The organism is Agrococcus sp. UYP33 (genome assembly GCF_054060915.1).
Genome location: NZ_JBSSDR010000001.1, coordinates 865932 through 887944, shown reverse-complemented (window position 1 = coordinate 887944; position 22013 = coordinate 865932). Strand labels below are relative to the sequence as shown.

Annotated in this window: 23 protein-coding genes; 12 read left to right on the top strand and 11 right to left on the bottom strand. The window is 73.4% G+C overall.

The genetic code is table 11. The features are described from left to right. Nucleotides 1–67: 67 nt before the first annotated feature. A complete protein-coding gene (locus ACVWW9_RS04320) occupies nucleotides 68–799 on the bottom strand; it encodes a Pr6Pr family membrane protein (RefSeq protein WP_456514529.1) in 732 nt (243 codons plus the stop codon). A gap of 75 nt (nucleotides 800–874) precedes the next feature. After that, nucleotides 875–1951: a hypothetical protein gene (locus ACVWW9_RS04315; RefSeq protein ID WP_456514528.1), complete on the bottom strand. Its 1077-nt coding sequence runs from the start codon at nucleotides 1949–1951 to the stop codon at nucleotides 875–877. A gap of 31 nt (nucleotides 1952–1982) precedes the next feature. On the opposite strand from ACVWW9_RS04315, the gene ACVWW9_RS04310 reads away from it, so the two are divergent. The 3 genes from ACVWW9_RS04310 (at nucleotide 1983) to ACVWW9_RS04300 (ending at nucleotide 6265) form a co-directional block, all read left to right on the top strand. Continuing rightward, entirely contained in the window at nucleotides 1983–2432 is a 450-nt protein-coding gene (locus tag ACVWW9_RS04310; RefSeq protein ID WP_456514527.1) for a GNAT family N-acetyltransferase, read from the top strand. Nucleotides 2433–2498: 66 nt separating this feature from the next. Beyond that, nucleotides 2499–4733 carry an ATP-dependent Clp protease ATP-binding subunit gene (locus tag ACVWW9_RS04305; RefSeq protein ID WP_456514526.1) on the top strand — a complete coding sequence of 745 codons (2235 nt, stop codon included), beginning with the start codon at nucleotides 2499–2501 and terminating at the stop codon, nucleotides 4731–4733. Nucleotides 4734–4822: 89 nt separating this feature from the next. Continuing rightward, nucleotides 4823–6265 carry a sugar porter family MFS transporter gene (locus tag ACVWW9_RS04300; RefSeq protein ID WP_456514525.1) on the top strand — a complete coding sequence of 481 codons (1443 nt, stop codon included), beginning with the start codon at nucleotides 4823–4825 and terminating at the stop codon, nucleotides 6263–6265. Between the two features lie 24 nt (nucleotides 6266–6289). Here the strand turns inward: ACVWW9_RS04300 and ACVWW9_RS04295 are convergent, their stop codons facing one another. From ACVWW9_RS04295 to ACVWW9_RS04285, 3 genes are all read right to left on the bottom strand, one after another. Beyond that, complete coding sequence (locus ACVWW9_RS04295; protein ID WP_456514524.1) at nucleotides 6290–6739, bottom strand: hypothetical protein; 450 nt, start codon at nucleotides 6737–6739, stop codon at nucleotides 6290–6292. 85 nt (nucleotides 6740–6824) lie between these two features. Beyond that, nucleotides 6825–8132, bottom strand: a complete 1308-nt coding sequence (locus tag ACVWW9_RS04290; protein WP_456514523.1) for a cytochrome P450 — start codon at nucleotides 8130–8132, stop codon at nucleotides 6825–6827. A 65-nt stretch (nucleotides 8133–8197) separates the two neighbouring features. Beyond that, on the bottom strand, nucleotides 8198–8524 hold the full coding sequence (locus ACVWW9_RS04285; protein WP_456514522.1) for a hypothetical protein: 327 nt from the start codon (nucleotides 8522–8524) through the stop codon (nucleotides 8198–8200). A gap of 426 nt (nucleotides 8525–8950) precedes the next feature. Here ACVWW9_RS04285 and ACVWW9_RS04280 point away from each other — a divergent pair, with 426 nt between their 5' ends. Next, a complete protein-coding gene (locus ACVWW9_RS04280; RefSeq protein ID WP_456515403.1) occupies nucleotides 8951–10462 on the top strand; it encodes a DEAD/DEAH box helicase in 1512 nt (503 codons plus the stop codon). Between the two features lie 177 nt (nucleotides 10463–10639). On the opposite strand, the gene ACVWW9_RS04275 is transcribed toward ACVWW9_RS04280, so the two are convergent. Then, nucleotides 10640–11605, bottom strand: coding sequence for an ROK family protein (locus tag ACVWW9_RS04275; RefSeq protein ID WP_456514521.1), 966 nt, complete (start codon nucleotides 11603–11605; stop codon nucleotides 10640–10642). 64 nt (nucleotides 11606–11669) lie between these two features. Here ACVWW9_RS04275 and ACVWW9_RS04270 point away from each other — a divergent pair, with 64 nt between their 5' ends. Together ACVWW9_RS04270 and ACVWW9_RS04265 are read left to right on the top strand one after the other, a co-directional pair. Next, complete coding sequence (locus ACVWW9_RS04270) at nucleotides 11670–12440, top strand: endonuclease/exonuclease/phosphatase family protein (RefSeq protein WP_456514520.1); 771 nt, start codon at nucleotides 11670–11672, stop codon at nucleotides 12438–12440. Nucleotides 12441–12464: 24 nt separating this feature from the next. Continuing rightward, the gene (locus ACVWW9_RS04265; protein ID WP_456514519.1) at nucleotides 12465–13580 is read left to right on the top strand and encodes a pyroglutamyl-peptidase I family protein; all 1116 of its coding nucleotides are present in this window, start codon (nucleotides 12465–12467) and stop codon (nucleotides 13578–13580) included. Between the two features lie 31 nt (nucleotides 13581–13611). Here ACVWW9_RS04265 and ACVWW9_RS04260 read toward each other — a convergent pair whose 3' ends face one another. Then, nucleotides 13612–14271: a YdeI/OmpD-associated family protein gene (locus ACVWW9_RS04260; protein WP_456514518.1), complete on the bottom strand. Its 660-nt coding sequence runs from the start codon at nucleotides 14269–14271 to the stop codon at nucleotides 13612–13614. 123 nt (nucleotides 14272–14394) lie between these two features. Between ACVWW9_RS04260 and ACVWW9_RS04255 the strand changes: the two genes are divergently transcribed. Genes ACVWW9_RS04255 through ACVWW9_RS04245 form a run of 3 tightly spaced genes read left to right on the top strand, consistent with a single transcriptional unit; the run spans nucleotide 14395 to nucleotide 16468 of the window. Beyond that, complete coding sequence (locus tag ACVWW9_RS04255; protein WP_456514517.1) at nucleotides 14395–15318, top strand: hypothetical protein; 924 nt, start codon at nucleotides 14395–14397, stop codon at nucleotides 15316–15318. Next, a complete protein-coding gene (locus ACVWW9_RS04250) occupies nucleotides 15315–15791 on the top strand; it encodes a phage holin family protein (RefSeq protein WP_456514516.1) in 477 nt (158 codons plus the stop codon). The genes ACVWW9_RS04255 and ACVWW9_RS04250 overlap by 4 nt, the downstream gene beginning before the upstream one ends. Continuing rightward, a complete protein-coding gene (locus ACVWW9_RS04245; RefSeq protein ID WP_456514515.1) occupies nucleotides 15788–16468 on the top strand; it encodes a DUF3618 domain-containing protein in 681 nt (226 codons plus the stop codon). Before ACVWW9_RS04250 ends, ACVWW9_RS04245 begins: the two co-directional genes overlap by 4 nt. Nucleotides 16469–16543: 75 nt before the next feature. On the opposite strand, the gene ACVWW9_RS04240 is transcribed toward ACVWW9_RS04245, so the two are convergent. Beyond that, the gene (locus ACVWW9_RS04240) at nucleotides 16544–17656 is read right to left on the bottom strand and encodes a threonine aldolase family protein (RefSeq protein WP_456514514.1); all 1113 of its coding nucleotides are present in this window, start codon (nucleotides 17654–17656) and stop codon (nucleotides 16544–16546) included. Nucleotides 17657–17755: 99 nt separating this feature from the next. On the opposite strand from ACVWW9_RS04240, the gene ACVWW9_RS04235 reads away from it, so the two are divergent. From ACVWW9_RS04235 to ACVWW9_RS04225, 3 genes are all read left to right on the top strand, one after another. Then, nucleotides 17756–18061 (top strand): hypothetical protein, encoded by a 306-nt coding sequence (locus ACVWW9_RS04235; RefSeq protein ID WP_456514513.1) that lies wholly within the window; start codon nucleotides 17756–17758, stop codon nucleotides 18059–18061. 41 nt (nucleotides 18062–18102) lie between these two features. After that, a complete protein-coding gene (locus ACVWW9_RS04230; protein ID WP_456514512.1) occupies nucleotides 18103–19455 on the top strand; it encodes a cryptochrome/photolyase family protein in 1353 nt (450 codons plus the stop codon). A gap of 122 nt (nucleotides 19456–19577) precedes the next feature. Beyond that, on the top strand, nucleotides 19578–19850 hold the full coding sequence (locus tag ACVWW9_RS04225) for a hypothetical protein (RefSeq protein ID WP_456514511.1): 273 nt from the start codon (nucleotides 19578–19580) through the stop codon (nucleotides 19848–19850). A gap of 59 nt (nucleotides 19851–19909) precedes the next feature. On the opposite strand, the gene ACVWW9_RS04220 is transcribed toward ACVWW9_RS04225, so the two are convergent. Genes ACVWW9_RS04220 through ACVWW9_RS04210 form a run of 3 tightly spaced genes read right to left on the bottom strand, consistent with a single transcriptional unit; the run spans nucleotide 19910 to nucleotide 21929 of the window. Further along, entirely contained in the window at nucleotides 19910–20644 is a 735-nt protein-coding gene (locus tag ACVWW9_RS04220; RefSeq protein WP_456514510.1) for a hypothetical protein, read from the bottom strand. Nucleotides 20645–20655: 11 nt separating this feature from the next. After that, nucleotides 20656–21573: an ABC transporter ATP-binding protein gene (locus tag ACVWW9_RS04215; RefSeq protein ID WP_456514509.1), complete on the bottom strand. Its 918-nt coding sequence runs from the start codon at nucleotides 21571–21573 to the stop codon at nucleotides 20656–20658. Continuing rightward, a complete protein-coding gene (locus ACVWW9_RS04210; RefSeq protein WP_123696470.1) occupies nucleotides 21570–21929 on the bottom strand; it encodes a GntR family transcriptional regulator in 360 nt (119 codons plus the stop codon). Before ACVWW9_RS04210 ends, ACVWW9_RS04215 begins: the two co-directional genes overlap by 4 nt. Between the last annotated feature and the right edge of the window lie 84 nt (nucleotides 21930–22013).

Sequence of the window (22013 nt, the reverse complement as noted above, 5' to 3'; positions counted from 1 at the left end):
CGGGCGCACTTGACGATCTCCTGACCCAGTCCTGAGTCATCGGAGAGGCGCCTCGGAGCGGCGGTCGCTACGCGCGCGCGGCGTGCGCCTCGCGCGGCGCCAGCGATCGGCGGCGCCACCGCGCGTACGCGACGAGCGCGGCCGCGCCCAGCAGCACCGTCGCGGCCACGATGAGGCACATCACCGCCACGCCGGCGTAGCCGTTCGCGTGCGTCGCCGGGTCGAGGAACGGGTACGGGTACCACCACGGCCGGCCGCTGGCCTGGTCGAGGGTGACGGGTCCGCGCAGCAGCGTGTAGACGAGCCACAGGACGGGGTAGATCGCGACGATGCGCAGGTCGGCGAAGCGCACCTCGCGCTTGCCGGCGGTGAGGAGCCAGTCGATGAGCATCCAGAGCGGCGCGATGAGGTGCAGCACCTCGTTCGACCAGCCGAGGGTCGCGCCCTGCGGCAGCTCGATGCCGCGCAGCAGCGTGTTGTAGACGATGCCGGTCACGACCATGTACGTCGTGGCGCAGAGCAGCAGCACGTCGAAGCGGCGCCCGATCCTGGGTCGGCCGAGCTGGGCCGCGACCAGCAGCGCGAGCACGACCATGGCGAGCAGGTTCGACTCGATCGTGAAGAAGGAGAAGAAGTTCAGCAGGTCGAGCGGGATGGATTCGTCACCGCGGGCGGTCCAGAAGCCGACCGAGGTGATGAGCTGGCCGGTCACCGCCGCGAGGATCGCGACGGCGATGATCGCGCGGCCGACGAGCACGACGCGGCGGATCGGCGAGGCGGTGGTCGGGCTGGTCGTCATGCGCGCTCCTGACGCTCGCGGGTCCGCGATCGAGCAGGCGGTCGCCCGGTCATCGCGATCGTAGCCGCCGGCGTCTCACCACGAGCGGATCGGCAGCGGCTCGCCGTCGCCGGGCGGATCGGCGACGACCGCCTCCGCCTCGGCCCTCGTCAGGTGATCCGGGTAGAACGACTTCGAGAACCTGCCCGTCGCGTCGTGCTGATCGTGCGGGAGCCCGATCGCGGATGCCGCCACCAGGTCGAGCAGCACCGCCGTCTCGGCCTCGCCGAGCACCAGCCGCCCGCGTCGGCGCAGGTGCACGGTCGCTCGGAACCCGCGGCGCGCGGCCAGCGTCAGCATGAGGTTCCGCTCCGTCGCGTCCGGCACGAGCGGCGAGGACGACAGGACCGCCGTGACGATCTCGGAGGCGGCAACCTCGCGCGAGCCATGGCGCATTCGGCTGCCGTCGGGCGCGATCCACGCCGGCTCGCTGCGCCGTCGGAGCACGACCGCGGCGACGGTGACGGCCGCCACGGCGATCGCGACGGCGCTCGCCACCGCCCACGGGCCCAGGTCCACCAGCACCGGCACGAGCAGCACGACGAGCACGGGCACCTGGAACAGCTGGAACGGGATGGCCGACGCCCAGTCGCGCCGCACGTCCGTCGGAGCCCGCCGAGATCCCAGGCGGATCCACCCGCGCGCGTCCACCGACGGGTCCCCGGCGGGCCGGTCGCTCGACGCGACCGGGCTGGGCACCGAGGCCGTGCCCACCGCGATGAGCCATGCGCCGCAGATACCGAAGAGCACGATCACGGTCCACGAGCGGCTGGGCTCCAGGGCGGCGATCGGCTCGAGCACGAGCATGCCGACGGCGGTCGTGGCGCTCGCGGCCAGCAGGAAGGCGCCGTAGACGAGAGCGCCCCGGCGGGCGCGCCGCGCGCTCCAGGCGTCGGGCGCCCCTGCGGGCTCGCGAGCATGCAGCGACAGGCCGACCGCGACGCCGACCGACGCGAGCGCGAGCAGGATCGCGGCCGCGACGCCCCAGGGCGGCTGGGGGATCGCGGCGGCCGCGGCGATGCCGACGAGCGCGCTCGCGACCGCGAGCAGGAGCCCGGCGAGGCGGCGGCGCGGCGTGCGCTCGTCGCCCCCGGACGCGGCCCCCGATGCCATGCGGCGTGTCTACCACGGCTAGCCTTCGCGCATGGGCTCGATCACCGTCACCGACGACCTCGCCCGCATCGACCTCGACGTCGTGCACCGCTGGCTCTCGACTGACGCCTACTGGGCGCTCGGGCGATCCCGCGAGACGGTCGAGGCCGCGGCCCGCGGCTCGCTGAGCTTCGGAGCGCTCGAGCAGTCCGACGAGGGGGACGAGCTCGTGGGCTACGCGCGCGTCGTGACCGACCGCGCGACGTTCGCCTGGCTCTGCGACGTCTACGTCGCGCCGTCCGCGCGTGGTCGAGGGGTGGGCTCTGCGCTCGTCCGGGCGGTGCTCGAGGCGCTCGAGCCCATGGGGCTCAGCCGCGTCATGCTCGCCACCCACGACGCGCACGCGCTCTACCGGCGCCACGGCTTCGGCGAGCCCGCGCACCCGGAGTGGCTCATGGCGCTTCGGTCCACCGCCACCGCAGGCGTCGCGTCCGCCGTCTAGCCAACGCTCAGCATCAGGAGTAAACTTGAGCCGACAGCACTCAAGTTTGATCGGATGGGGGATTCGATGGCACGGATGGGCGGCATGATGCCCGGTCAGGACGACCAGCGGTCGGCGCTCGAGCAGTTCGGCACCGACCTGACGGCGATCGCGCGAGCAGGCAGGCTCGACCCGGTGATCGGCCGCGACGCCGAGATCCGCCGCATCAGCCAGGTGCTGTCGCGCCGCACGAAGAACAACCCCGTGCTCATCGGCGAGCCCGGCGTCGGCAAGACCGCCGTCGTCGAGGGCCTCGCCCAGCGCATCGTCGCGGGCGACGTGCCCGAGAGCCTCAAGGGCAAGTCGCTCGTCTCGCTCGACGTCAATGCCATGATCGCCGGCAGCAAGTACCGCGGCGACTTCGAGGAGCGCATGAAGAACGTGCTCGCCGAGATCGCGAAGGCCGAGGGCCGCATCGTCACGTTCATCGACGAGCTGCACATCATCATGGGCGCCGGCGCGGCCGAGGGCAGCCAGGGCGCGAGCAACATGCTCAAGCCCATGCTCGCCCGCGGCGAGCTGCGCCTCATCGGCGCCACGACGCTCGACGAGTACCGCGAGTTCATCGAGAAGGACGCGGCCATGGAGCGCCGCTTCCAGCAGGTGTACGTCGGCGAGCCGAGCGTCGAGGACACCGTGGCGATCCTGCGCGGCCTCAAGGAGCGCTACGAGGCGCACCACAAGGTGACGATCGCCGACAGCGCGCTCGTCGCCGCGGCATCCCTCTCGAACCGCTACATCACCGCCCGCCAGCTGCCGGACAAGGCGATCGACCTCATCGACGAGGCGGCGAGCCGGCTGCGCATGGAGATCGACTCGGCCCCCACCGAGATCGACCAGCTGCGCCGCACCGTCGACCGGATGGAGATCGAGCGGCTCGCCCTCAAGCGCGAGCGCGACGACGCGTCGAAGGAGCGGCTCGCCGCGCTCGAGCAGACGCTCGCCGGGCTGCGCGCAGAGCTGTCGGAGCTCGACGCGCGCTGGCAGACCGAGCGCGCCAGCCTCAACCGCATCGGCGGGCTGCGCGAGCAGCTCGACGAGCTGCGCAGCCGGGCCGAGCGCGCCCAGCGTGAGGGCGACCTCGAGCGCGCGTCGCGCCTGCTCTACGGCGAGATCCCGCAGATCGAGGCGCAGCTGAAGCAGGCCGAGGCCAGTGCCGCCGAGGCGGGCGCACGCATGGTGGGCGACCAGGTGACGGCCGACGACATCGCCGCGGTCGTCGCGGCCTGGACCGGCATCCCCGTCGGGCGGCTGCTGCAGGGCGAGACCGAGAAGCTGCTCGCGCTCGAGGGCGAGCTCGCGCACCGCGTGGTCGGCCAGCGAGAGGCGGTCACGGCGGTGGCGGATGCGGTGCGCCGCACCCGCGCGGGCGTCTCCGACCCCGACAAGCCCACCGGCTCGTTCCTCTTCCTCGGGCCGACCGGCGTCGGCAAGACCGAGCTCGCGAAGGCGCTCGCCGAGCTACTGTTCGACGACGAGAAGGCGCTCGTGCGCATCGACATGTCGGAGTACGGCGAGAAGCACTCGGTCGCGCGCCTCGTCGGGGCCCCTCCCGGGTACATCGGGTACGAGCAGGGCGGCCAGCTCACCGAGGCCGTGCGCCGTCGCCCATACTCCGTGATCCTCATGGACGAGGTCGAGAAGGCCCACCCGGAGGTCTTCGACCTGCTCCTGCAGGTGCTCGACGACGGCAGGCTCACCGACGGCCAGGGCCGCACGGTCGACTTCCGCAACACCATCCTCATCCTCACCTCCAACCTCGGCTCGGCCTACCTCACCGACCCGACGGTCGCGCCCGAGACGGCGCGCGACGAGGTGATGGGCGCGGTGCGCGCCGCGTTCAAGCCGGAGTTCGTCAACCGCCTCGACGACATCGTGATCTTCGACTCGCTCTCGATGGAGGAGCTCGGCTCGATCGTCGACATCCAGGTGCTCGGGCTCGACCGGCGGCTGCGCGAGCGGCGCCTCGTCGTCGAGGTGACCGAGGCGGCCAGGCAGTGGCTGGGGGAGCGCGGCTACGACCCGATGTACGGCGCGCGGCCGCTGCGCAGGCTCATGCAGCGCGAGATCGACGACCGACTGGCGCGGGCGCTGCTCGCGGGCGAGGTGCGCGACGGCGACACCGTCGTGGTCGACGTGCAGCCCGGCGGCTCGGGGCTCTGGGTCGGCCCGCAGGGCGCGGCCCGGCCGGCGCAGTGGTCGTTCGACGCCGCTTCCGACGTGAGCGACGTCGTCGAAGGCGAGCCGATCGACGACGTGTAGCGGGCGCCCGCCGTGCGGGTGCCGACGGGGCATCGGCGGCACGGCATGATCGATCGGGTGCGAACCCGCACGGGACCGGAGGATCGATCGTGGCTGTCGCGCCGCCCGTCGGGGCCGAGCCCGCCCTGCCGCCGCTGACGCAGGGACCGCACCGGCGCCGCCTCGGCGTCATCTCGATCGTCGCGTGCTTCGGCGGCCTGCTGTTCGGCTACGACACGGGCGTCATCAACGGCGCGCTGCGCCCGATGAGCGCGGAGCTCGGCCTCGACGCGCTCGCCGAGGGCATCGTCACGAGCTCGCTCGTCTTCGCCGCCGCGCTCGGCGCGCTCGCCGGCGGCCGCGCATCCGACCGGTTCGGCCGCCGCTCGACGCTCGTCGCGCTCGCCGTGCTGTTCTTCGTCGGCACCGTCGTCATCGTCGCGGCGCCGGGCCTCGCGGTGCTGGTGGTCGGCCGCATCCTGCTGGGCCTCGCGGTCGGCGGCGCTTCGACCGTCGTGCCGGTCTACCTCGCCGAGCTCGCGCCCTTCGAGATCCGCGGCTCGATCTCCGGCCGCAACGAGCTCGCGATCGTGACCGGGCAGCTCGCCGCCTTCCTCGTCAACGCCGTGATCGGCAGCACGCTCGGCCACCTCGACGGCGTGTGGCGGGTCATGTTCGCCGTGTGCGCGCTGCCCGCGGTGGCGCTGTTCGTCGGCATGCTGCGCATGCCCGAGTCGCCCCGCTGGCTCGCCGAGCACGGCCGGCACGAGCGCGCGCTCGCCGTGCTCCGCAGCGTGCGCGCGCCCGAGCGGGCGATCGCCGAGCTCGCGGCGGTCGAGCGCTCCGTCGAGCGGGAGTCGCGCGGCTGGACCGGGCTGCGGACGGTGCTCGCCAACCCCTGGCTCACGCGCATCCTGCTCGTGGGCATCGGTGTCGGCGTCGCCCAGCAGCTCACCGGCATCAACTCGATCATGTACTACGGACAGACGGTGCTCGTGGAGTCGGGATTCTCGGAGTCGGCGGCGCTCGTCGCCAACGTCGCCCCGGGCATCATCGCCGTGGTCGGCGGCGTCATCGCGCTGTGGATGATGGACCGGCTCGACCGACGCAGGACGCTGCTCATCGGCTTCTCGCTCACGACCGCCTGCCACGTGCTCATCGGCGTCGCCTCGACGGTGCTCGAGCGCGGCGACCCGCTGCGGCCGTTCGTGATCCTGGCCCTCGTCGTCGCGTTCGTCGGCTCGATGCAGACGTTCCTCAACGTCGCCACCTGGGTCTACCTGTCCGAGATCTTCCCGCTCCGGATGCGGGGGCTCGGCATCGGCGTGGCCGTCTTCGCGCACTGGACCGCGAACGGCGCGCTCGCGCTGACCTTCCCGTCGCTCATCGATGCGGTCGGCATCACCGGCACGTTCTTCCTGTTCGCCGCTGTCGGTGCCGTGGCGCTCGCCTTCATCGCGACGCAGGTGCCCGAGACGCGCGGCCGCACGCTCGAGGGCCTCGAGGCCGACACCCTGTCGGGCGCGCTCTTCCGTCGCCGCGACCGCGGCTGACGGCGGCGAGCGCCACGCGGCCGGCTAGAGCCCGCCCGTGCCCCGCACCCGGTTGATGACGCCGTTCGGAGCGTTCGAGATGTGCACCGCGGCGAGCGCGGGGCCGTCGTCGGTGACCCGGCGATAGCCGACCACGGCGAGGACGATGCCGACGGGGATGAGCACGAGCAGCACGATCGCGAGCACGAGCTGCAGGGCGGAGCCCTCCGTGCCGAGGAAGAAGGTCGCGACGGCGTCGAGCTCCGTGCCGCGCACCGCCTCGGCCGTGGGGCCGACGCGCGTGCCGAGCGCGATCGTCGCGCCGATCGCGAGCACGAGGCCCGCGGCGAGCATGACGATGCCGACGAGCCTGCGGCGCCGGTCAGCCGGCGTCGCCTCCGGCCGGCGCGAGCTGTCGAGCGAGCGCTCGACGGGGAGTGCCGCGGCCTCGGGCGCGGTGCGCAGGATGCCGGTCTCGCTGGGCTTCCGGGCCATGGTGACCTCCTCGTGGGATGTCACCGCACCATAGCGCGCGGGCGGCCCGTCGTGCGCAATCTTGCGGGATCGCTATCGAGCCGGCTCAGTGGAACGGGCACTTCCCGCTCGTTGCGGGGCGCTCGGCGGATGCGCTGCGCACGCGCCCGCCGGAGGCCGGCTTCGTCGGCATGCGGCGTCGGCTGACCTCGAGGCCCTCGCCCGAGATCGTCACCCGCGGGTCGCTGAGGGCGGCGATCGCGCTCGTGAGCGTCGAGAGTGTCACCTTCTCGCCCGGGCAGCGGTGTCCGGTGTTCGGACGTCCACCGCCCTGCGGCACGAAGGCCTCGATCGACTCGAAGTCGTCCACGCCGACGAAGCGCTCGGGGTCGAACGTCGAGGCGGTCGACCAGCTCGCGTCGTCGAGGTCGGTGCCGAGCACGTCGAGGAAGACCTTGCCGCCCGCCTCCACGCGCTGGCCGTCGAGCTCGATGTCGCGGATCGCCTCGGCGGGCAGCATCGGCACGAACGGCACGGTACGGCGCAGCTCGTGGGCGAATGCGGTCGCGAGCGGTCCTCCGGTGAGGCGGTCGCGCTCCGCTGCCTCGGCGGCGATCCTCGCCCGCCAGTCGGGGTGCTCGTGCAGCGCCTTCGCGGCGAACGTTACGAAGCGCGCGACCGCGATCGCGGGGCGGAAGGAGTTCTGCAGCTCGATGCCCGCGAGGCGCGCATCGAGCAGCTCGCCGTCTCGATCGCGGTGCCAGGCCCATGCGTCGAGCGCGGTGCCAGCCGTCGCCTCGAGCGTGCCGGCCCGCACGGCCTCGATGAGCTCGCGTGCGTGCCGGTCCGACCAGGCCCGGTTCAGCATGGTGAGCAGGTACTCGGGGGAGTAGGGCGAGCCGAAGCCGTCGACGATCTGCGCCTGCCGGCGTGCCCATCGCGTGCGCGCATCCGCGGTGCCCGGCAGCCCCGCCCACGCCTGCATCGCCCGGCCGATCGCGCCCACCGCGGCGTCGTAGGCCGTGCGCTCGCCGCCCGCCTGCCAGTCGTCGAGCTCGCGCCGCCACTCCTGCTCCAGGAACGGCTCGAGCCGGGTGACCTGCGCGTCGTCGTAGGCGAGGCCGAGGAACGTCTCCTTGCGGTGCCGGTGCTCCGCGGCGTCGAGCGTGTGCACGGAGCCGTGTCCGAAGAGCGACTCCTGGATGAAGCTGGGCATCGCGCCGTGCCGGCGCACACTCTCGTCGTCGTAGAAGAGGCGCACGCCCTCCTTGCCGCGGACGAAGATCGCGTCGTCGCCGAGCACGCGCATCGGCGCCGCGCGGGCACCGGCGCGCACGCGCTTCCAGATCTCCGCGCCGGCGTCGTAGCCGCGGGTGAGGATCAGGAGGCCATCGTCCTTCAGGGGGTTGGGCATGTGGGGGACAGTAGCGAGCGCACGTGAGCGCGGCGTTTAGGCGGACGTGCATCGCGCGCCGGCGACTACACGTCGAAGCGATGCCAGACGGATGGCTCGTCGACGGGGCGCAGCGGCGCCCCCTCGGTCGAGGCCGTGGCGATGAGCCGCTGGCCGGCGGCGACGAGGGCGGCGCCGACCACGCCGAGCGCGATCCAGCCGAGCACGAGCCCCAGCACCGAGGGCGAGTCGCCCTCGACGCCGAGGAAGTAGACCGCGGCATGCTCCATGCCGTTGTCCCTCGCGATCGTGGCGGTGGGGAAGACCCGGGTGCCGAGCAGCACGAACGCCGCGTAGGCGGCGATGAAGCCGGGCACGAGGAGCCCCAAGCCGATGGCATCGCGTCGCAGCACAGCACCTCCCCGGGCCTGCTCAGGTGAACCAGCCTACGTCCGTCGAGCCCGCGGCGGCAGGGGGATGTCGACGCCTGATCCGGGTGGTCTGGTGCGATGTCAGACTCCCCTGCTAGACTGGGGGCACTGTGCGAGCAGGGCGTCGAAGCCGGCTCGCCAGCGGGAACCACTTCCCAGCGTCGTAGAACGCTCCTCTCTCCGCCCGGTCCAGCCGGGCGTCGACGAACTTCCACGGCGAACGATCGCGACCACCGTCGCGCTCGCCGAACTGCGTCGATGCACCCACTGCTCGTCCCGCACGGTCCTCCCGTGCCTGGGGCGAGGGTGCACGCGCACGCTCAACGAAAGAGCAACGCATTGACTGACACCACACTGACCTTCGCCGAGCTGGGCGTCCCCGCCAAGCTCGTCACCGCCCTCAAGGGCATGGACCGCGAGACGCCGTTCCCGATCCAGGCCGACACGCTGCCCGACACCCTCGCGGGCCGCGACGTGCTCGGCCGCGGCAAGACCGGCTCGGGCAAGACGCTCGCGTTCTCGATCCCGCTCGTCGCCCGCCTCTCCGGTGAGCTCGCCGGCGGCGGTCGCCGCAAGGGCCTGCCGCTCGGCCTCGTGCTGGCACCGACGCGCGAGCTCGCGACCCAGATCGCCGCGGAGATCGCGCCGCTCGCCAAGGCCGCCGGCCTCACCGTCACGACCATCTTCGGCGGCGTCTCGCAGCGCCCGCAGGAGACCGCGCTCCGCAACGGCGTCGACATCGTCGTCGCCTGCCCCGGTCGGCTCGAGGACCTCATGAACCAGGGCGTCGCGAGCCTCTCGGCCATCGAGATGACCGTCATCGACGAGGCCGACCACATGGCCGACCTCGGCTTCCTGCCGGTCGTCACGAAGATCCTCGACAAGACGCCCAGCTCGGGCCAGCGCCTGCTGTTCTCGGCGACGCTCGACAACGGCGTGGACAAGCTCGTGAAGCGCTTCCTCACCAACGAGGTCATGCACTCCGTCGACGAGGCGAACTCGCCCGTCGCCGCGATGACGCACCACGTCTTCGAGGTCGGCGCCGACGACAAGAACCTGCTCGTGCGCCGCCTCGCCTCGGGCGAGGGTCGTCGCATCCTCTTCACCCGCACGAAGCACCAGGCGAAGAAGCTCGCGAAGCACCTCACCGCCTCCGGCATCCCGGCCGTCGACCTGCACGGCAACCTGTCGCAGAACGCCCGCGACCGCAACCTCGCGCAGTTCTCCGAGGGCATCGTGCGCGTGCTCGTGGCGACGGATGTCGCCGCTCGCGGCGTGCACGTCGACAACGTCGAGCTCGTCGTCCACGTCGACCCGCCCATGGAGCACAAGGCCTACCTGCACCGCTCGGGCCGCACGGCTCGTGCCGGCTCGGCGGGCGACGTCGTCACGGTGATGATGCCCTCGCAGCGCGGCGACACCATGTCGCTGCTGCGCAAGGCCGGCATCGGCGCGAAGCCGCAGATGGTCATCGCGTCGTCGGATGCGGTCGACGAGCTCGTCGGACCGTACGCGCCGCACGTGGCACCCGTCCCCGGCGGCCCCGGCTCGGGCAACGAGATCCAGCAGCAGCAGGGCGGCGGCCGCTCGGCCGGCGGCCGCGGCCGTCGCGGACCCCGCGAGGGTGTCGCCGGCTCCAGCGCGCACGGCGCCGGTGGCGGCGCGGCTCGCGCCGAGCGTCCCCGCAAGGACCGCTCGGGTCGCCCCGACGTCAAGCAGCCCGCGGCAGCAGGCGGCCGCGGTGGCCAGGGCGGCGCCCGCTCGGGCCAGCCGGCCCGCGGCGGCCGTGGCGGCCAGGGCGGCGGCGCAGCGCGCGGCGGCTCGTCCGTCGCGTGGTCGTCGACCGGCGGCGGCTCGCTGCAGTCCGGCGGCAGCGAGGGCGGCCAGCAGCGCCGCGGCTCGCGTCGCGCGCAGGGCTGACCCCGACGCATCCCCTTACCTGAGGCACGACAAGGCCCCTCCCGCTCGCCGGGAGGGGCCTTGTCGTGCGCCGAGCGCGCGCGAGCGGACTCTTCGCGGCACGGAGTTGCCGCTCTGATCCCGCTGGAGGGGGCCACTCCGTGCCCCAAGCGCGGCAGGGCGGCGGAACGCGGGCCGTCAGCGCGCGGCGAGCACCGCCGCGCCGATCGCGGCGGCGTGGCCGCCGAGGCGCGCGAGCTCGAGCCGGCGCGGCTGCGGCACCCCCTGGAGCGGCGCGTGCTCGGCGAGCTCCCGCTCGATGACCGGCAGCAGCAGGTCGGCGCACTCGAGCATGACGCGGCCGCCGAGCACGACCACCTCGGGATCGAAGGCCGGCAGCAGGCGGCGCAGCCCCGCGGCCACCGCCCATCCGGCCCGCTCGAGCACGGCGAGCGCCGTCGCATCGCCGGCGCGCGCCGCCCGCTCGAGGTGCACGGCCGTCGCCCGGCCGCCCGGTGCGAGCGCGACGGCGCCCGGCACCGCGGCCGCGTCGCGGGCGAGCGCGTTGCCGCCCGCGTAGGCCTCGATGCAGCCGCGGGCCGTGCACGAGCACACGGGCCCCTGCTCGTCGACGGTCACGTGGCCCAGCTCGCCGCCGAGGCCGTGCGCACCGATGAGCGGCCGGCCGTCCACGACGAACGCGCCACCGACGCCGGTGCCGAGCGCGATGAGGATCGACGACGACGCATCCGCCGCCGCGCCCATCGCCGCCTCGCCGACCAGGTAGCCGTTCGCGTCGTTGTCGATCGTCACCGGCACGCCGAGCCGTTCGGCGAGCGCCGCGCGCAGGGCGAAGTCGCGCACCGCGAGGTGCGCCGCCCAGGTGACGACCTCGCGGTCGCGCGTCAGCCACGCCGCGATGGCGAGGCCGACCGCCTCGATCGGCGCGTGGCCCTCCTCGGCGAGCAGCTCGTCGAGCTCGCGCACCGCGGCCTCGAGCGCGTCGAGGAGCGCCTCGGGCCCGTGGATGCGGTGGGCCCGATGGGTGCGGGCCAGCACGTCGTCCTCGGTCCAGGCAGGATCGCTGCCTCGGTCGCCGCCGCGCGCGCGGAGGGCGACCCCCGCGATCTTCGTCCCGCCCACGTCGAGGCCTGCGATCGTCACGGTCTCATCCTGCCGTGCCGCGCGGCATCCGGTGTCGAGAGGCCTCCGCAGGCAGGATGCAGGCATGCGGCTCGCCTCGTGGAACGTCCTGCACGGCCGGACGAGCGCCGACGCCGCCGTCGATGGGGATCGCTTCGCGCGAGCGATCGCGGCGATCGATGCCGATGTGCTCGCGCTGCAGGAGGTCGATCGCGGGCAGGCGCGCTCTGGGCTGCTCGACCTCGCCGAGATCGCCGCCGAGGCGACGGGCAGCGCCGTCGCGCGGTTCGTGCCCGCCATCATCGGCGACCCGGCGCGCGAGTGGCGCGCCGCGGAGGCCGCAGACCTCGACGCGGTCGCCGACGGCTACGGCATCGCGCTCGTCTCGAGGTATCGGGTGCTCCGCTGGCACGTGCTCCGGCTGGAGTCGTCGGAGCGCTTCCGCGCGCCCGTGCTGATGCCCGAGACGCGCAGCGTGCTCTGGCTGCGCGACGAGCCGCGCGCGGTCGTCGCGGCCACGATCCGCACACCCCTCGGCGATTGGACCGTGGCCTGCACGCACCTGTCGTTCCTGCAGGGCGTGAACGTGCGGCAGCTGCGGCGGACGATGCGATGGCTGCGCCGGCTGCCGGGGCCGAGGGTGCTGATGGGCGACCTCAACCTGCTGCCCGCGGTCGCGCGGCGGGTCGCGCAGGCCGACCTCCTCGCGCGCGGCGCGACCTTTCCGCAGCAGCGGCCGCTCGTGCAGATCGACCACATCCTGAGCGCCGATCCGCTGCCGCCATCGCGGCAGGTGCGCCTCGCGCGGCCTGCGCTCTCCGACCACATGCCGATCGCGATCGAGTTCGAGGAGTAGTCGAGGCGCGGCAGACTGGGTCGCATGCGCATCCTCGTGACCGGGTTCGAGCCCTTCGGCGGCGACGTCGAGAACGCGAGCCTCGAGGCGGTGCGGCGGCTGGAACGGGCCTGGTCGGCCGACCCGCAGCCGGGCGTCGAGCTCGTCACCGGCACGCTGCCGGTCGCCTTCGCTGCAGCGGGGGAGGCGCTCGCGGCGCTCGTCGCCCAGCACCGGCCGGATGCCGTGCTCGCGGTCGGGGAGGCCGGCGGCCGGGCGGCGATCACGCCGGAGCGCTGGGGCGTGAACGAGGACGACGCCCGCATCCCGGACAACGACGGCGACCAGCCGCAGGGCACGCCGATCGATCCGGACGGCCCGCAACGGCGCGCATCCGGGTTCGACGTCGACGCGCTCGCCGGCGCGATCCTCGCGGTGGGCCTGCCGGCGCAGCCGAGCGAGGATGCCGGCCGCTTCCTGTGCAATCACGTCGCCTACCTCGCCGCCGGCCTCGACGTGCCCGGTGGCTTCGTGCACGTGCCGGCGGTGCGCTCGAGCGGCACCGCGGGCGTCGGGCGCGAGACCGACGCGGCCGCGGCGCCCACCGCATCCGCGCTGACGTTCGACGACCTCGCGCTCGGGCTCGCGGCTGCCGTGCGCGCGATCGCGAGCGGTCGCGTCGGCGCGCCGGATGCCGCCGAGGCGGGGACGCGCATCGACCGCGCGGGCACGGTGATCGCCGTCGCGCCCGAGCGCGTCTACGAGGCGCTGCTCGACCCGGCCGCGCTCGCCGCATGGCTGCCGCCTGAGGGCACGACCGGCACGATCGAGGACATGGACGCTCGCGAGGGCGGCGGATTCCGCGCCGTGCTGCGCTTCGAGCACCCCGACGACACGAAGACGACCGACGACACGGATGCGTCGGTCGTCACCTTCGTCGAGCTCGTCCCCGGGCGGCTGGTCGTGCAGCGGGTGGCGTTCGAGACCGACGAGGAGCGCTTCAGCGGCGACATGCGCATGACGTGGCGGCTCGAGCCGGTGCAGGCCGGCACGCGCGTGACGGTCTCGGCGACAGATGTGCCGGCCGGCATCGCGCAGGAGGACCACGAGGTGGGCCTCGGCTCGTCGCTCGCGAACCTCGCCCGCTACCTGGAGCGGTAGCGGTCGCCACCGCCGCGTCGCGGCGGCTCGCTCAGCCGGCGGCGCGCGCCGCAGCCGCCGCGCGCTCGACCCACTTCGGGGTCTCGCCGTAGCGCTGCGGTGGGATGAGCCTGCCCGCGGCGCAGTCGTCGGCCAGCTGCCGCGCCCGCTGCTCGCGCGTCTCCGCACGCTTCGCGCCGAGCACCCAGGCGATCGCGCCGCGCCGGTAGGTCGCGGTCGCGGCGGCCAGGAACGCCTGCGCGGCGGGCGACGCGTCGAGGTGCGCCTGCAGGTCGGGCGGCAGCGCATCCACCTGCGTCTCGTAGGCGTAGATCGCGGTGCGGTCGTCGCGCCGGGCCTCGAACGCGGCGATCCCTGCCGGGCGCATCCGCCCCTCCGCCGTGAGCCGCTCGACGTGCGCCACGTTGACGGCCGACCAGTTGGACGTCGCCTTCCGCGGCGTCCAGCGCTGGCGGCGAGCATCGTCGTCGATGCGCTGCGAGAGGGAGTCGATCCAGCCGAAGCAGAGCGCCTCGGGCACCGCCTCGGCCCACGTCAGGCCGCGGGGTTCGACGTGCTTCGCGTTAAGCCCCATCCAGAGCTCGGTGGCCGTCTCGTGGTTCGCCTCGAGCCACGCGCGGAACTCCGCCGCGTCGCGGAAGAACCTGGCGGGCCGGTCTGCCGTGCCGCCCTGCGTGCCCGTAGAAGCCATGCCGGAAGCGTGCCACAGGCCGCAGACGTCTTCAGGCCAGTGCGGATGCAACGTTCAGGAATGGGGTACAGAGTCCATAGGAGCAGGGGGACAACCTCCCGCGTCAACAGGATTGGATGACTCATGACCGACGCATACCAGCCCAATGACCCGCTCCGTCGGCCCGCTGGGCTCCCGCCCGAGGCTGAGGCGGTCTTCGACAGCCCGACCGTGCCGGTAGCGGCCACGCCCGCGACGGGCACCACCGTGCCGCCCATCACGACGACGCCGTCGGCCGGCAGCGGGCAGACCTCGGGCGTGAAGGACACCGCCAAGGACTCCGCCAGGGACGTGAAGGACACCGCCAAGGAGGAGGCCGCCAACGTGGGCGAGTCCGCCAAGGACGCCGCAGGCCGCGTCGCGGGCACCGCGAAGGACGAGGCGCGCAACGTCGCCACCGAGGCGAAGCAGCAGGCTCGGCAGCTGCTCGACACGACGCTCCAGGAGGCGCGCAGCCAGGCCTCGACGCAGCAGCACCGCGCCGCCGACGGCCTCCGCACCATCGCGAACGACCTCAGCTCGCTCTCGTCGGGCAGCGGCGGCACGGATGGCATCGCGTCCCAGCTCATCGGCGAGGTCGGCAGCCGCGTGGAGTCGGCCGCGAGCTGGATCAGCGAGCGCGAGCCCGCGGACCTCCTCGAGGAGCTCAAGCGCTACGCGCGTCGCCACCCGGTGACGTTCATCGCCATCTCCGGCGTCGCAGGCCTGCTGGTCGGTCGCCTCACGAGCGGCCTCATCGCGGGCGCCAAGGAGGAGCGGGCCGCCACGGCCGGCACGACCGGCCCGACGTACGGCACCACCACGACCGGCTCGGCGTATGGCACCGGCACGACGTACGGCTCCGACTGGGCGTACAGCTCCGACTACGCCACCGGCACGACCGGTGACGTCACCACGCCGCGGCACTCCGCAGCCGGCACCGACACCTGGGTCGACGAGCCCCTGACCGGCACCGCCGCGGACGACGCCATCTACGGGACCCGTCCCACGGAGGAGCGCGGGCTGTGAGCAGCTCCGAGTACGGCGCGCCCGGCGCGCATGCCGCCCACGAGGACCCGGTCGTCGCGGCCGCCACGAACGACGCGGAGCGTCGAGCGGCGCAGCAGTCGGTCGGCGACATCGTCGGCGACCTGATGCAGGACGTCTCCGCCCTCATGCGCGATGAGATCGCGCTCGCGAAGGCGGAGGGCATCGAGCAGGCGAAGCGCGCCGGCAAGGGTGCAGGGATGCTGGGAGGCGCCGGCTACGCCGGTCACCTCGTGGTCCTGTTCCTGTCGCTGACGCTGATGTTCGTCCTCGGCGACCTGCTCGACCACCTCGGATGGGGCGCGCTCATCGTCGCCATCATCTGGGCCGTGGTCGCCCTCGTGCTCTTCCTGCAGGGCCGCAAGGCGCTCAAGCAGGTGGAGCCGATGCCCGAGACGGTCGACTCCGTCAAGCACATCCCCGATGCACTGCACACCAAGGAGGAGAACCGATGACTGAGACACCCGAGGAGATCCGCGCGCGGATCGACCGCACCCGCAACGAGGTCAGCGGCGACGTGGACGCGCTCGCCGAGAAGGTCTCGCCCAGCAGCATGGTCGACCGTCAGGCGACGCGCGCCAAGGCCGCGATCGGCGACGTCAAGGAGCGCCTGTTCGGCAGCGACCACCCCGCTGACTCCGGAGCGGTCGGCCGCGTGGGCGACCGCGTCGGCGACAGCGTGCACGGGGCCGTCGGCAACGTGCAGGGCGCCGTCGGCCGTGTCGGCGAGGGTGCGCAGGACGCCGCGCAGACCGTCGCCCGCAAGGCGAAGGGCAACCCGCTCGCCGTCGGCCTCATCGCCTTCGGCGTCGGCGCGCTCATCGCGTCGCTGATCCCGGCGAGCGAGCCCGAGAAGCAGGCCGCCGCCAAGGTCAAGGAGAGCGCCCAGCCCCTCGTGGAGGAGGCGAAGGACGTCGCCAAGGAGGCGGGCGAGCACCTGAAGCAGCCCGCGCAGGACGCCGCGCAGTCGGTCAAGGAGACGGCGCAGGACGCCACGGCCAACGTCAAGGACGAGGCGCAGGGCGCCGCCGGCCAGGTCAAGGACGACGCGCAGCAGGCGAAGGACCGCGTGCAGGGCGAGGCACAGCAGGCGAAGGACCGCGTGCAGGGCGAGGCGCAGTCCGGCTCCTGATCCAGCAGGACGAACAGCCACGGGGCCCCGGCGGAGTACCGCCGGGGCCCCGATGGCGTCCGGGCCCTGACCGGGTCAGCTCGTGGGCGGGAAGGGTGCGGCGGGGAGGGGCTCCTCGGGCGTCGCCACCTCGACCGGCTCCCCGCCGACGGCCTCGCGCACCGCCTCCGCGAGCGCATCCACGTCGGCCTCGGTCGTGTCCCAGGTGCACATCCAGCGCACCTCGCCGGCGGCGGCATCCCAGTCGTAGAAGAAGAACGCCTCGCGCACCGCGTCGGCGACGCCCTCGGGCAAGCGCGCGAACACGCCGTTCGACTGCGTCGGGTAGGCGAACGAGACGCCGGGCAGCTGCTCGACCGCAGCGCGCAGCCTGGCCGCCATCGCGTTGGCGTGCACCGCGTTCTCGTGCCACAGCTCGCCCTCGAAGAGCGCGACGAGCTGCGCCGAGATGAAGCGCATCTTCGATGCGAGCTGCATGTTGAGCTTCCGCAGGTAGACGAGCCCGTGGCCCGCGCGCTCGGACAGCACGACGACCGCCTCGGCGCCCATCGCACCGTTCTTCGTGCCGCCGAGCGAGAGGATGTCGACCCCGGCATCCGTCGTGAACGCCCGCAGCGGCTGGTCGAGCGCGACTGCCGCGTTGGCGATGCGGGCACCGTCGACGTGCAGCAGCATGCCCTTCGCGTGCGCGTGGTCGGCGATCGCGCGGATCTCGTCGGCCGTGTAGAGCGTGCCGAGCTCGGTCGACTGCGTGATCGACACGGCGAGCGGCTGCGCGCGGTGCTCGTCGCCGTAGCCCCACGCCTCGAGGTCGATGAGCTCGGGCGTCAGCTTGCCGTCGGGCGTCGGCACGGTGAGCAGCTTCATGCCGCCGACGCGCTCGGGCGCCCCGCCCTCGTCGACGTTGATGTGCGCGGTCTTCGCGGCCACGACGGCGCCCCAGCGGGGGAGCAGCGACTGCAGCGCGAGCACGTTCGCGCCCGTGCCGTTGAAGACCGGGAACGCCTCGGCCTGCTCGCCGAAGTGGCGCCGCACGACCTCCTGCAGGTGCGCGGTGTACTCGTCGGCGCCGTAGGCGGTCTGGTGGCCGCCGTTCGCGGCGGCGATCGCGGCGAGCACCTCGGGATGCACGCCAGAGTAGTTGTCGGATGCGAAGCCGCGGCGGTCCGCGTCGTGGAGCGTCTGCACGGTTCCATCCTGGCAGGCGTCCAGGGCGGTTCCAGGTCGGGGGACGAGAGTGCTGTGCGCCAGCGGCGCCGCCGGCGCCGCGCGAGGATCGGAGTGGACATGTCTGACGAGACCGACCAGGCACACGTGCCGGAGGGTGCGGGCGCCGTGCTCCCGGACGACGCGATCCCGGCGTCGGCCGACAGCCTGGGCGCGGCCGAGTGGCCGGCAGGCGAGGCGGACGAGCCGCAGGGGCAGCACGAGGTGCAGTCCGGTGACGGCGGCCGGGTGGCGGGCACCGCGTCCGCGGAGGACGAGCGCCTGCGGGCGGATCGCGAGACGGACGACGGCGAGCTGACGCCGAGCGACCCCTCGAGCGTCGAGCAGGGGAAGCCGCCGGCGAACCTCGCCGAGCCGCTGCGCTGAGCGCACATCGGGCATCCGGCGGGCGGCAGTAGCCTGCCCGCATGGGTGCCCAGATCGTGTGGTTCCGTCGCGACCTGCGGGTGCGCGACCATCCCGCGCTCGTGGCGGCCGCCACGGCCGGCGAGGTGCTGCCCGTCTTCATCGTCGACCCGGCGTTCGTCGGCGCGGGCACCGCGCGCGCCGCGGCGCTGCGCACCGCGCTCGCCGCCCTGAGCACGGCCACCGAGGGTGCGCTCGTCGTGCGCGCGGGCGCACCCGAGCAGGTGCTGCGCGAGCTCGTCGACGAGTCGGGGGCGGATGCCGTGCACATCTCGGGCGAGTCGACGCCCGGCGGTCGCCGGCGCGATGCCCGCGTGGAGCAGGCGCTCGACGTGCCGCTCGTCGCGACGGGCACGCCCTACGCCGTCACGCCGGGCCGGGTGCGGAAGGCCGACGGCTCGCCCTTCCGCGTCTTCACGCCCTTCTCGCGCGCGTGGCTCGCGCACGGCTGGCGCGCGCCCGCCGAGCTGCCGGACGCCGTGCGCTGGCTGCGGGGGATCGAGGGCGAGCCGCTGCCCGCGGTGCCCGAGACCGAGGCGGAGCTGTCGTGGGCGGCGGAGGACACGGCCCTCGAGCGGTGGGCCGCCTTCCTCGACGGCCCCATCGACGACTACGACGAGCATCGAGACCGCCCCGACCTCGACGGCACGTCGCGCCTCTCGATCGCGCTGAAGCTCGGCACCGTGCATCCGCGCACGCTGCTCGCCGACCTCGACCGCATCGCGCCGCGGCGGAGCAAGGCCGCGCAGCGCTCGCTCAAGCGGTTCCAGGCCGAGATCGCCTGGCGCGAGTTCTACGCGGATGTGCTGTGGCACCACCCGCGGTCCGCGTGGCGCGACTTCGGGGACCAGCTGCGCGGCATGGCCTACGACGAGCCGGGCGAGGGCTTCGAGGCGTGGTGCGAGGGCCGCACCGGCTTCCCGTTCGTCGACGCGGGCATGCGGCAGCTGCAATCGCAGGGCTGGATGCACAACCGCGTGCGGATGGTGACGGCGAGCTTCCTCACCAAGGACCTGCACGTCTGGTGGGTGCACGGCGCCCGGTTCTTCCAGGAGCAGCTCGCCGACGGCGACCTCGCCTCGAACAGCCACGGCTGGCAGTGGACGGCGGGGACGGGCACGGATGCGGCGCCCTACTTCCGCGTCTTCAACCCCGTCGTGCAGGGCCAGCGCTACGACCCCGACGGCGAGTACGTGCGGCGCTGGGTGCCGGAGCTCCGGCACATCGCCGGCGCCGCGGTGCACGAGCCGTGGAAGGTCACGGACGGGTACGCACACGGCTACCCGGAGCGCATCCTCGACCACGCCGCCGAGCGGCAGGAGGCCCTCGACCGCCTCGCCGCGGTGAAGGCCTGATCCGGCACTCGCGCGCGGTGCCGGTCCGCGCTGTCAGTGGTGATCCAGGTTGCCGGAGAAGACTCGCGGCGCGGAAGCAGCGGCACCGACCGGTGCCGTCCGCGCAGCAGGAGGGAGACCCGATGACGGACGCATCGCAGAGCGGCGACGAGCTGCAGCCCGGCGGGACCACCGGCGCCGAGCACGACGGCGGGATCCAGCAGGTGGCCGCGGAGTCGCAGGGCGCGCTCGACGAGGCGCTCGACGGCCCGTCGCCGTGGGGCGCCGACCGGCCCATCAGCGGCGAGCCGACCGATCCGCTCGCCGGCTCCGGCGCCCCGACCGAGGGTGCGGGCGAGCCGGAGCAGGCGGTCGCCGCTGACGACGACGACGCCGCCGAGGGCGCGGCGCCCTAGCGAGACGAGCGGGGCCCGCCCGAGTCGACGACTCGGGCGGGCCCTGCTGCGCGATCGGCTCAGCGAGCCTGAGCGCGGCGCACGAGCGCGAGCCAGACGGCCGCGCCGACCGCCCCGAGGAGGGCGACCACGCCCATCCACGGCAGCCAGCCCATCGTCCCGACGTCGACCGCGAAGCCGCGGAACGGCTCCGAGAGCACGAGTCCTGCCGAGAAGGCCAGCACCACGACCGCGAGCGCGATCCAGAAGACCCAGAGGAACGACTGCCCCCAGCGGTGGAAGGCGGTGGTGATCGCGGCGCCGACGAGCATCACCGAGAGGATGAGCAGGAACGTCTGCACGAGCGTCTGCCACCACTCGCCGGTGCCGGTGAAGTGCGTGTCGAAGAAGCGGATGCCGAGCCCGAAGCCGGCGGTCGCGACCTCGATCACCTTGCCGATCGTGATGATCACCGCGTAGAAGGCCGCGTTGCCGGCGAAGACGAGCGCGGTGCCGGTCGCGAACTCGCGGCGGGTGAGGCCGAGGCCGAGCGCGAGCGGGAAGTACTGCCCCATCGCGGTGAAGCCGAAGCCGATCAGCGGGCCGAGCAGCGCGAAGATCGCGCCGTTCCACTGCATGCCCATGTTCATGCCGGCGCGCGCCTGGGCGCCATCCCCGGCCGCGGCGGCGACGTTCACGACGAGCGCGCCGATGATGAGCACGACGATGAGGGACAGCAGCATGATGACGAGCGGCCAGCCGAAGGCCTGCAGCTTGTTGACGGTGTGGAGCTGGACGACGTTGCGGATGCGCATGACGATGCCTCTCAGGAGGTCGCGACGTCGGTCGCGGAACGGGTGCCGATGGGCTGCTCGGCGGCTGCGGCGTTCGCCGTGGTGAGGTGCACGAAGAGTGCCTGGAGCGAGACCTGGCTCACGTCGAGGCCGGCCTCGCGAGCGGCGCGCTCGTCGCCGGCGTGCGCGGCGAACGTGGCGGTGGCGAGGGTGCCGAGCACGGTGCGCTCGAGCACGTCGCGGTCCGACAGGAACGCATCCACGTCGGCCGCGCGGCCGGAGACCGCGATCGCCGCGTGGTGCAGCTCGTCGGTGTCGGCGTCGAGCAGCACGCGCCCCTCGTCGAGGATGATGACGTGCTCGAGGAGGTTCGCCACCTCGTCGATGTGATGCGTCGAGAGCACGACGGTGCGCGGATGCTCGCTGAAGTCGGCGAGCAGGCGGTCGTAGAACATCCGCCGGGCGACTGCGTCGAGCCCGAGGTAGGGCTCGTCGAAGAACGTCAGCGGTGCGCGGGAGGCGAGCCCCACGACGATGCCGATCGCCGACAGCTGGCCGCGCGAGAGCTTCTTGATCATGCGCTTGACCGGCAGGCGGAACTCGTCGACGAGCCGGTCGGCGAACGACTGGTCCCAGTTCGGGTAGGCGCCGGCCGCGACCCGCAGCACGTCGATCGCGCGGAACGTGTCGGGGTACTTCTGGCTCTCCTGGATGAAGCACGTCTGCATGAGCACGTCGGCGTTCTCGACCGGGCTCGCGCCGAGCACCTCCATGGTGCCGTCGGTCGCGAAGACCTGGCCGGTGAGCAGCTGCATGAGCGTGGTCTTGCCGGCGCCGTTGCGGCCGAGGAGGCCGTGGATGCGGTGCTCCTCGAGCGCGATCGAGACGCCGTCGAGGGCGCGCACCTCGGGGTAGTGCTTGGACAGCTGGCGGGTGACGATGGCGGTCATCGGACGGCTTCCTTCGTGATCATGTCCGCGAGGTCCTCGGCAGAGATGCCGAGCTGTGCTGCCTCGCGGAGCAGGGGTGCGATGAACTGGTCTTGGAACGCGAACCTCCGGCGCTGCCGGAGCGCTTCGCGAGCGCCTGGGGCGACGAACATGCCGATCCCTCTCCTCTTGATGAGCACCCCGGCGTCGACCAGCAGGCTGAAGCCCTTGCCGGCGGTCGCGGGGTTGATGCGGAGGAATGCTGCGAGCTCGTTCGTCGAGGGCACGGGGTCGTCCTCGGCGTAGGTGCCGTCGAGGATCCCGTCCTCGATCTGCTCTGCCACTGCTACGAACAGCGGCTTGCTGTCGTCGAGCATGCTGCTTCCTTCGGTCGGTGGGTCGGATGTGCGCACATCCGGGAGCAGGCGGGTCGCTGACGCGTTCCGCGCTACTCCGTTGGT

Coding starts and splice junctions, on each gene's coding strand:
- ACVWW9_RS04320 (WP_456514529.1), bottom strand. CDS start 799: ATGACGACCAGCCCGACCACCGCCTCGCCGATCCGCCGCGTCGTGCTC.
- ACVWW9_RS04315 (WP_456514528.1), bottom strand. CDS start 1,951: ATGGCATCGGGGGCCGCGTCCGGGGGCGACGAGCGCACGCCGCGCCGC.
- ACVWW9_RS04310 (WP_456514527.1), top strand. CDS start 1,983: ATGGGCTCGATCACCGTCACCGACGACCTCGCCCGCATCGACCTCGAC.
- ACVWW9_RS04305 (WP_456514526.1), top strand. CDS start 2,499: ATGGCACGGATGGGCGGCATGATGCCCGGTCAGGACGACCAGCGGTCG.
- ACVWW9_RS04295 (WP_456514524.1), bottom strand. CDS start 6,739: ATGGCCCGGAAGCCCAGCGAGACCGGCATCCTGCGCACCGCGCCCGAG.
- ACVWW9_RS04290 (WP_456514523.1), bottom strand. CDS start 8,132: ATGCCCAACCCCCTGAAGGACGATGGCCTCCTGATCCTCACCCGCGGC.
- ACVWW9_RS04280 (WP_456515403.1), top strand. CDS start 8,951: ATGGACCGCGAGACGCCGTTCCCGATCCAGGCCGACACGCTGCCCGAC.
- ACVWW9_RS04270 (WP_456514520.1), top strand. CDS start 11,670: ATGCGGCTCGCCTCGTGGAACGTCCTGCACGGCCGGACGAGCGCCGAC.
- ACVWW9_RS04265 (WP_456514519.1), top strand. CDS start 12,465: ATGCGCATCCTCGTGACCGGGTTCGAGCCCTTCGGCGGCGACGTCGAG.
- ACVWW9_RS04260 (WP_456514518.1), bottom strand. CDS start 14,271: ATGGCTTCTACGGGCACGCAGGGCGGCACGGCAGACCGGCCCGCCAGG.
- ACVWW9_RS04255 (WP_456514517.1), top strand. CDS start 14,395: ATGACCGACGCATACCAGCCCAATGACCCGCTCCGTCGGCCCGCTGGG.
- ACVWW9_RS04245 (WP_456514515.1), top strand. CDS start 15,788: ATGACTGAGACACCCGAGGAGATCCGCGCGCGGATCGACCGCACCCGC.
- ACVWW9_RS04235 (WP_456514513.1), top strand. CDS start 17,756: ATGTCTGACGAGACCGACCAGGCACACGTGCCGGAGGGTGCGGGCGCC.
- ACVWW9_RS04230 (WP_456514512.1), top strand. CDS start 18,103: ATGGGTGCCCAGATCGTGTGGTTCCGTCGCGACCTGCGGGTGCGCGAC.
- ACVWW9_RS04225 (WP_456514511.1), top strand. CDS start 19,578: ATGACGGACGCATCGCAGAGCGGCGACGAGCTGCAGCCCGGCGGGACC.
- ACVWW9_RS04220 (WP_456514510.1), bottom strand. CDS start 20,644: ATGCGCATCCGCAACGTCGTCCAGCTCCACACCGTCAACAAGCTGCAG.
- ACVWW9_RS04215 (WP_456514509.1), bottom strand. CDS start 21,573: ATGACCGCCATCGTCACCCGCCAGCTGTCCAAGCACTACCCCGAGGTG.
- ACVWW9_RS04210 (WP_123696470.1), bottom strand. CDS start 21,929: ATGCTCGACGACAGCAAGCCGCTGTTCGTAGCAGTGGCAGAGCAGATC.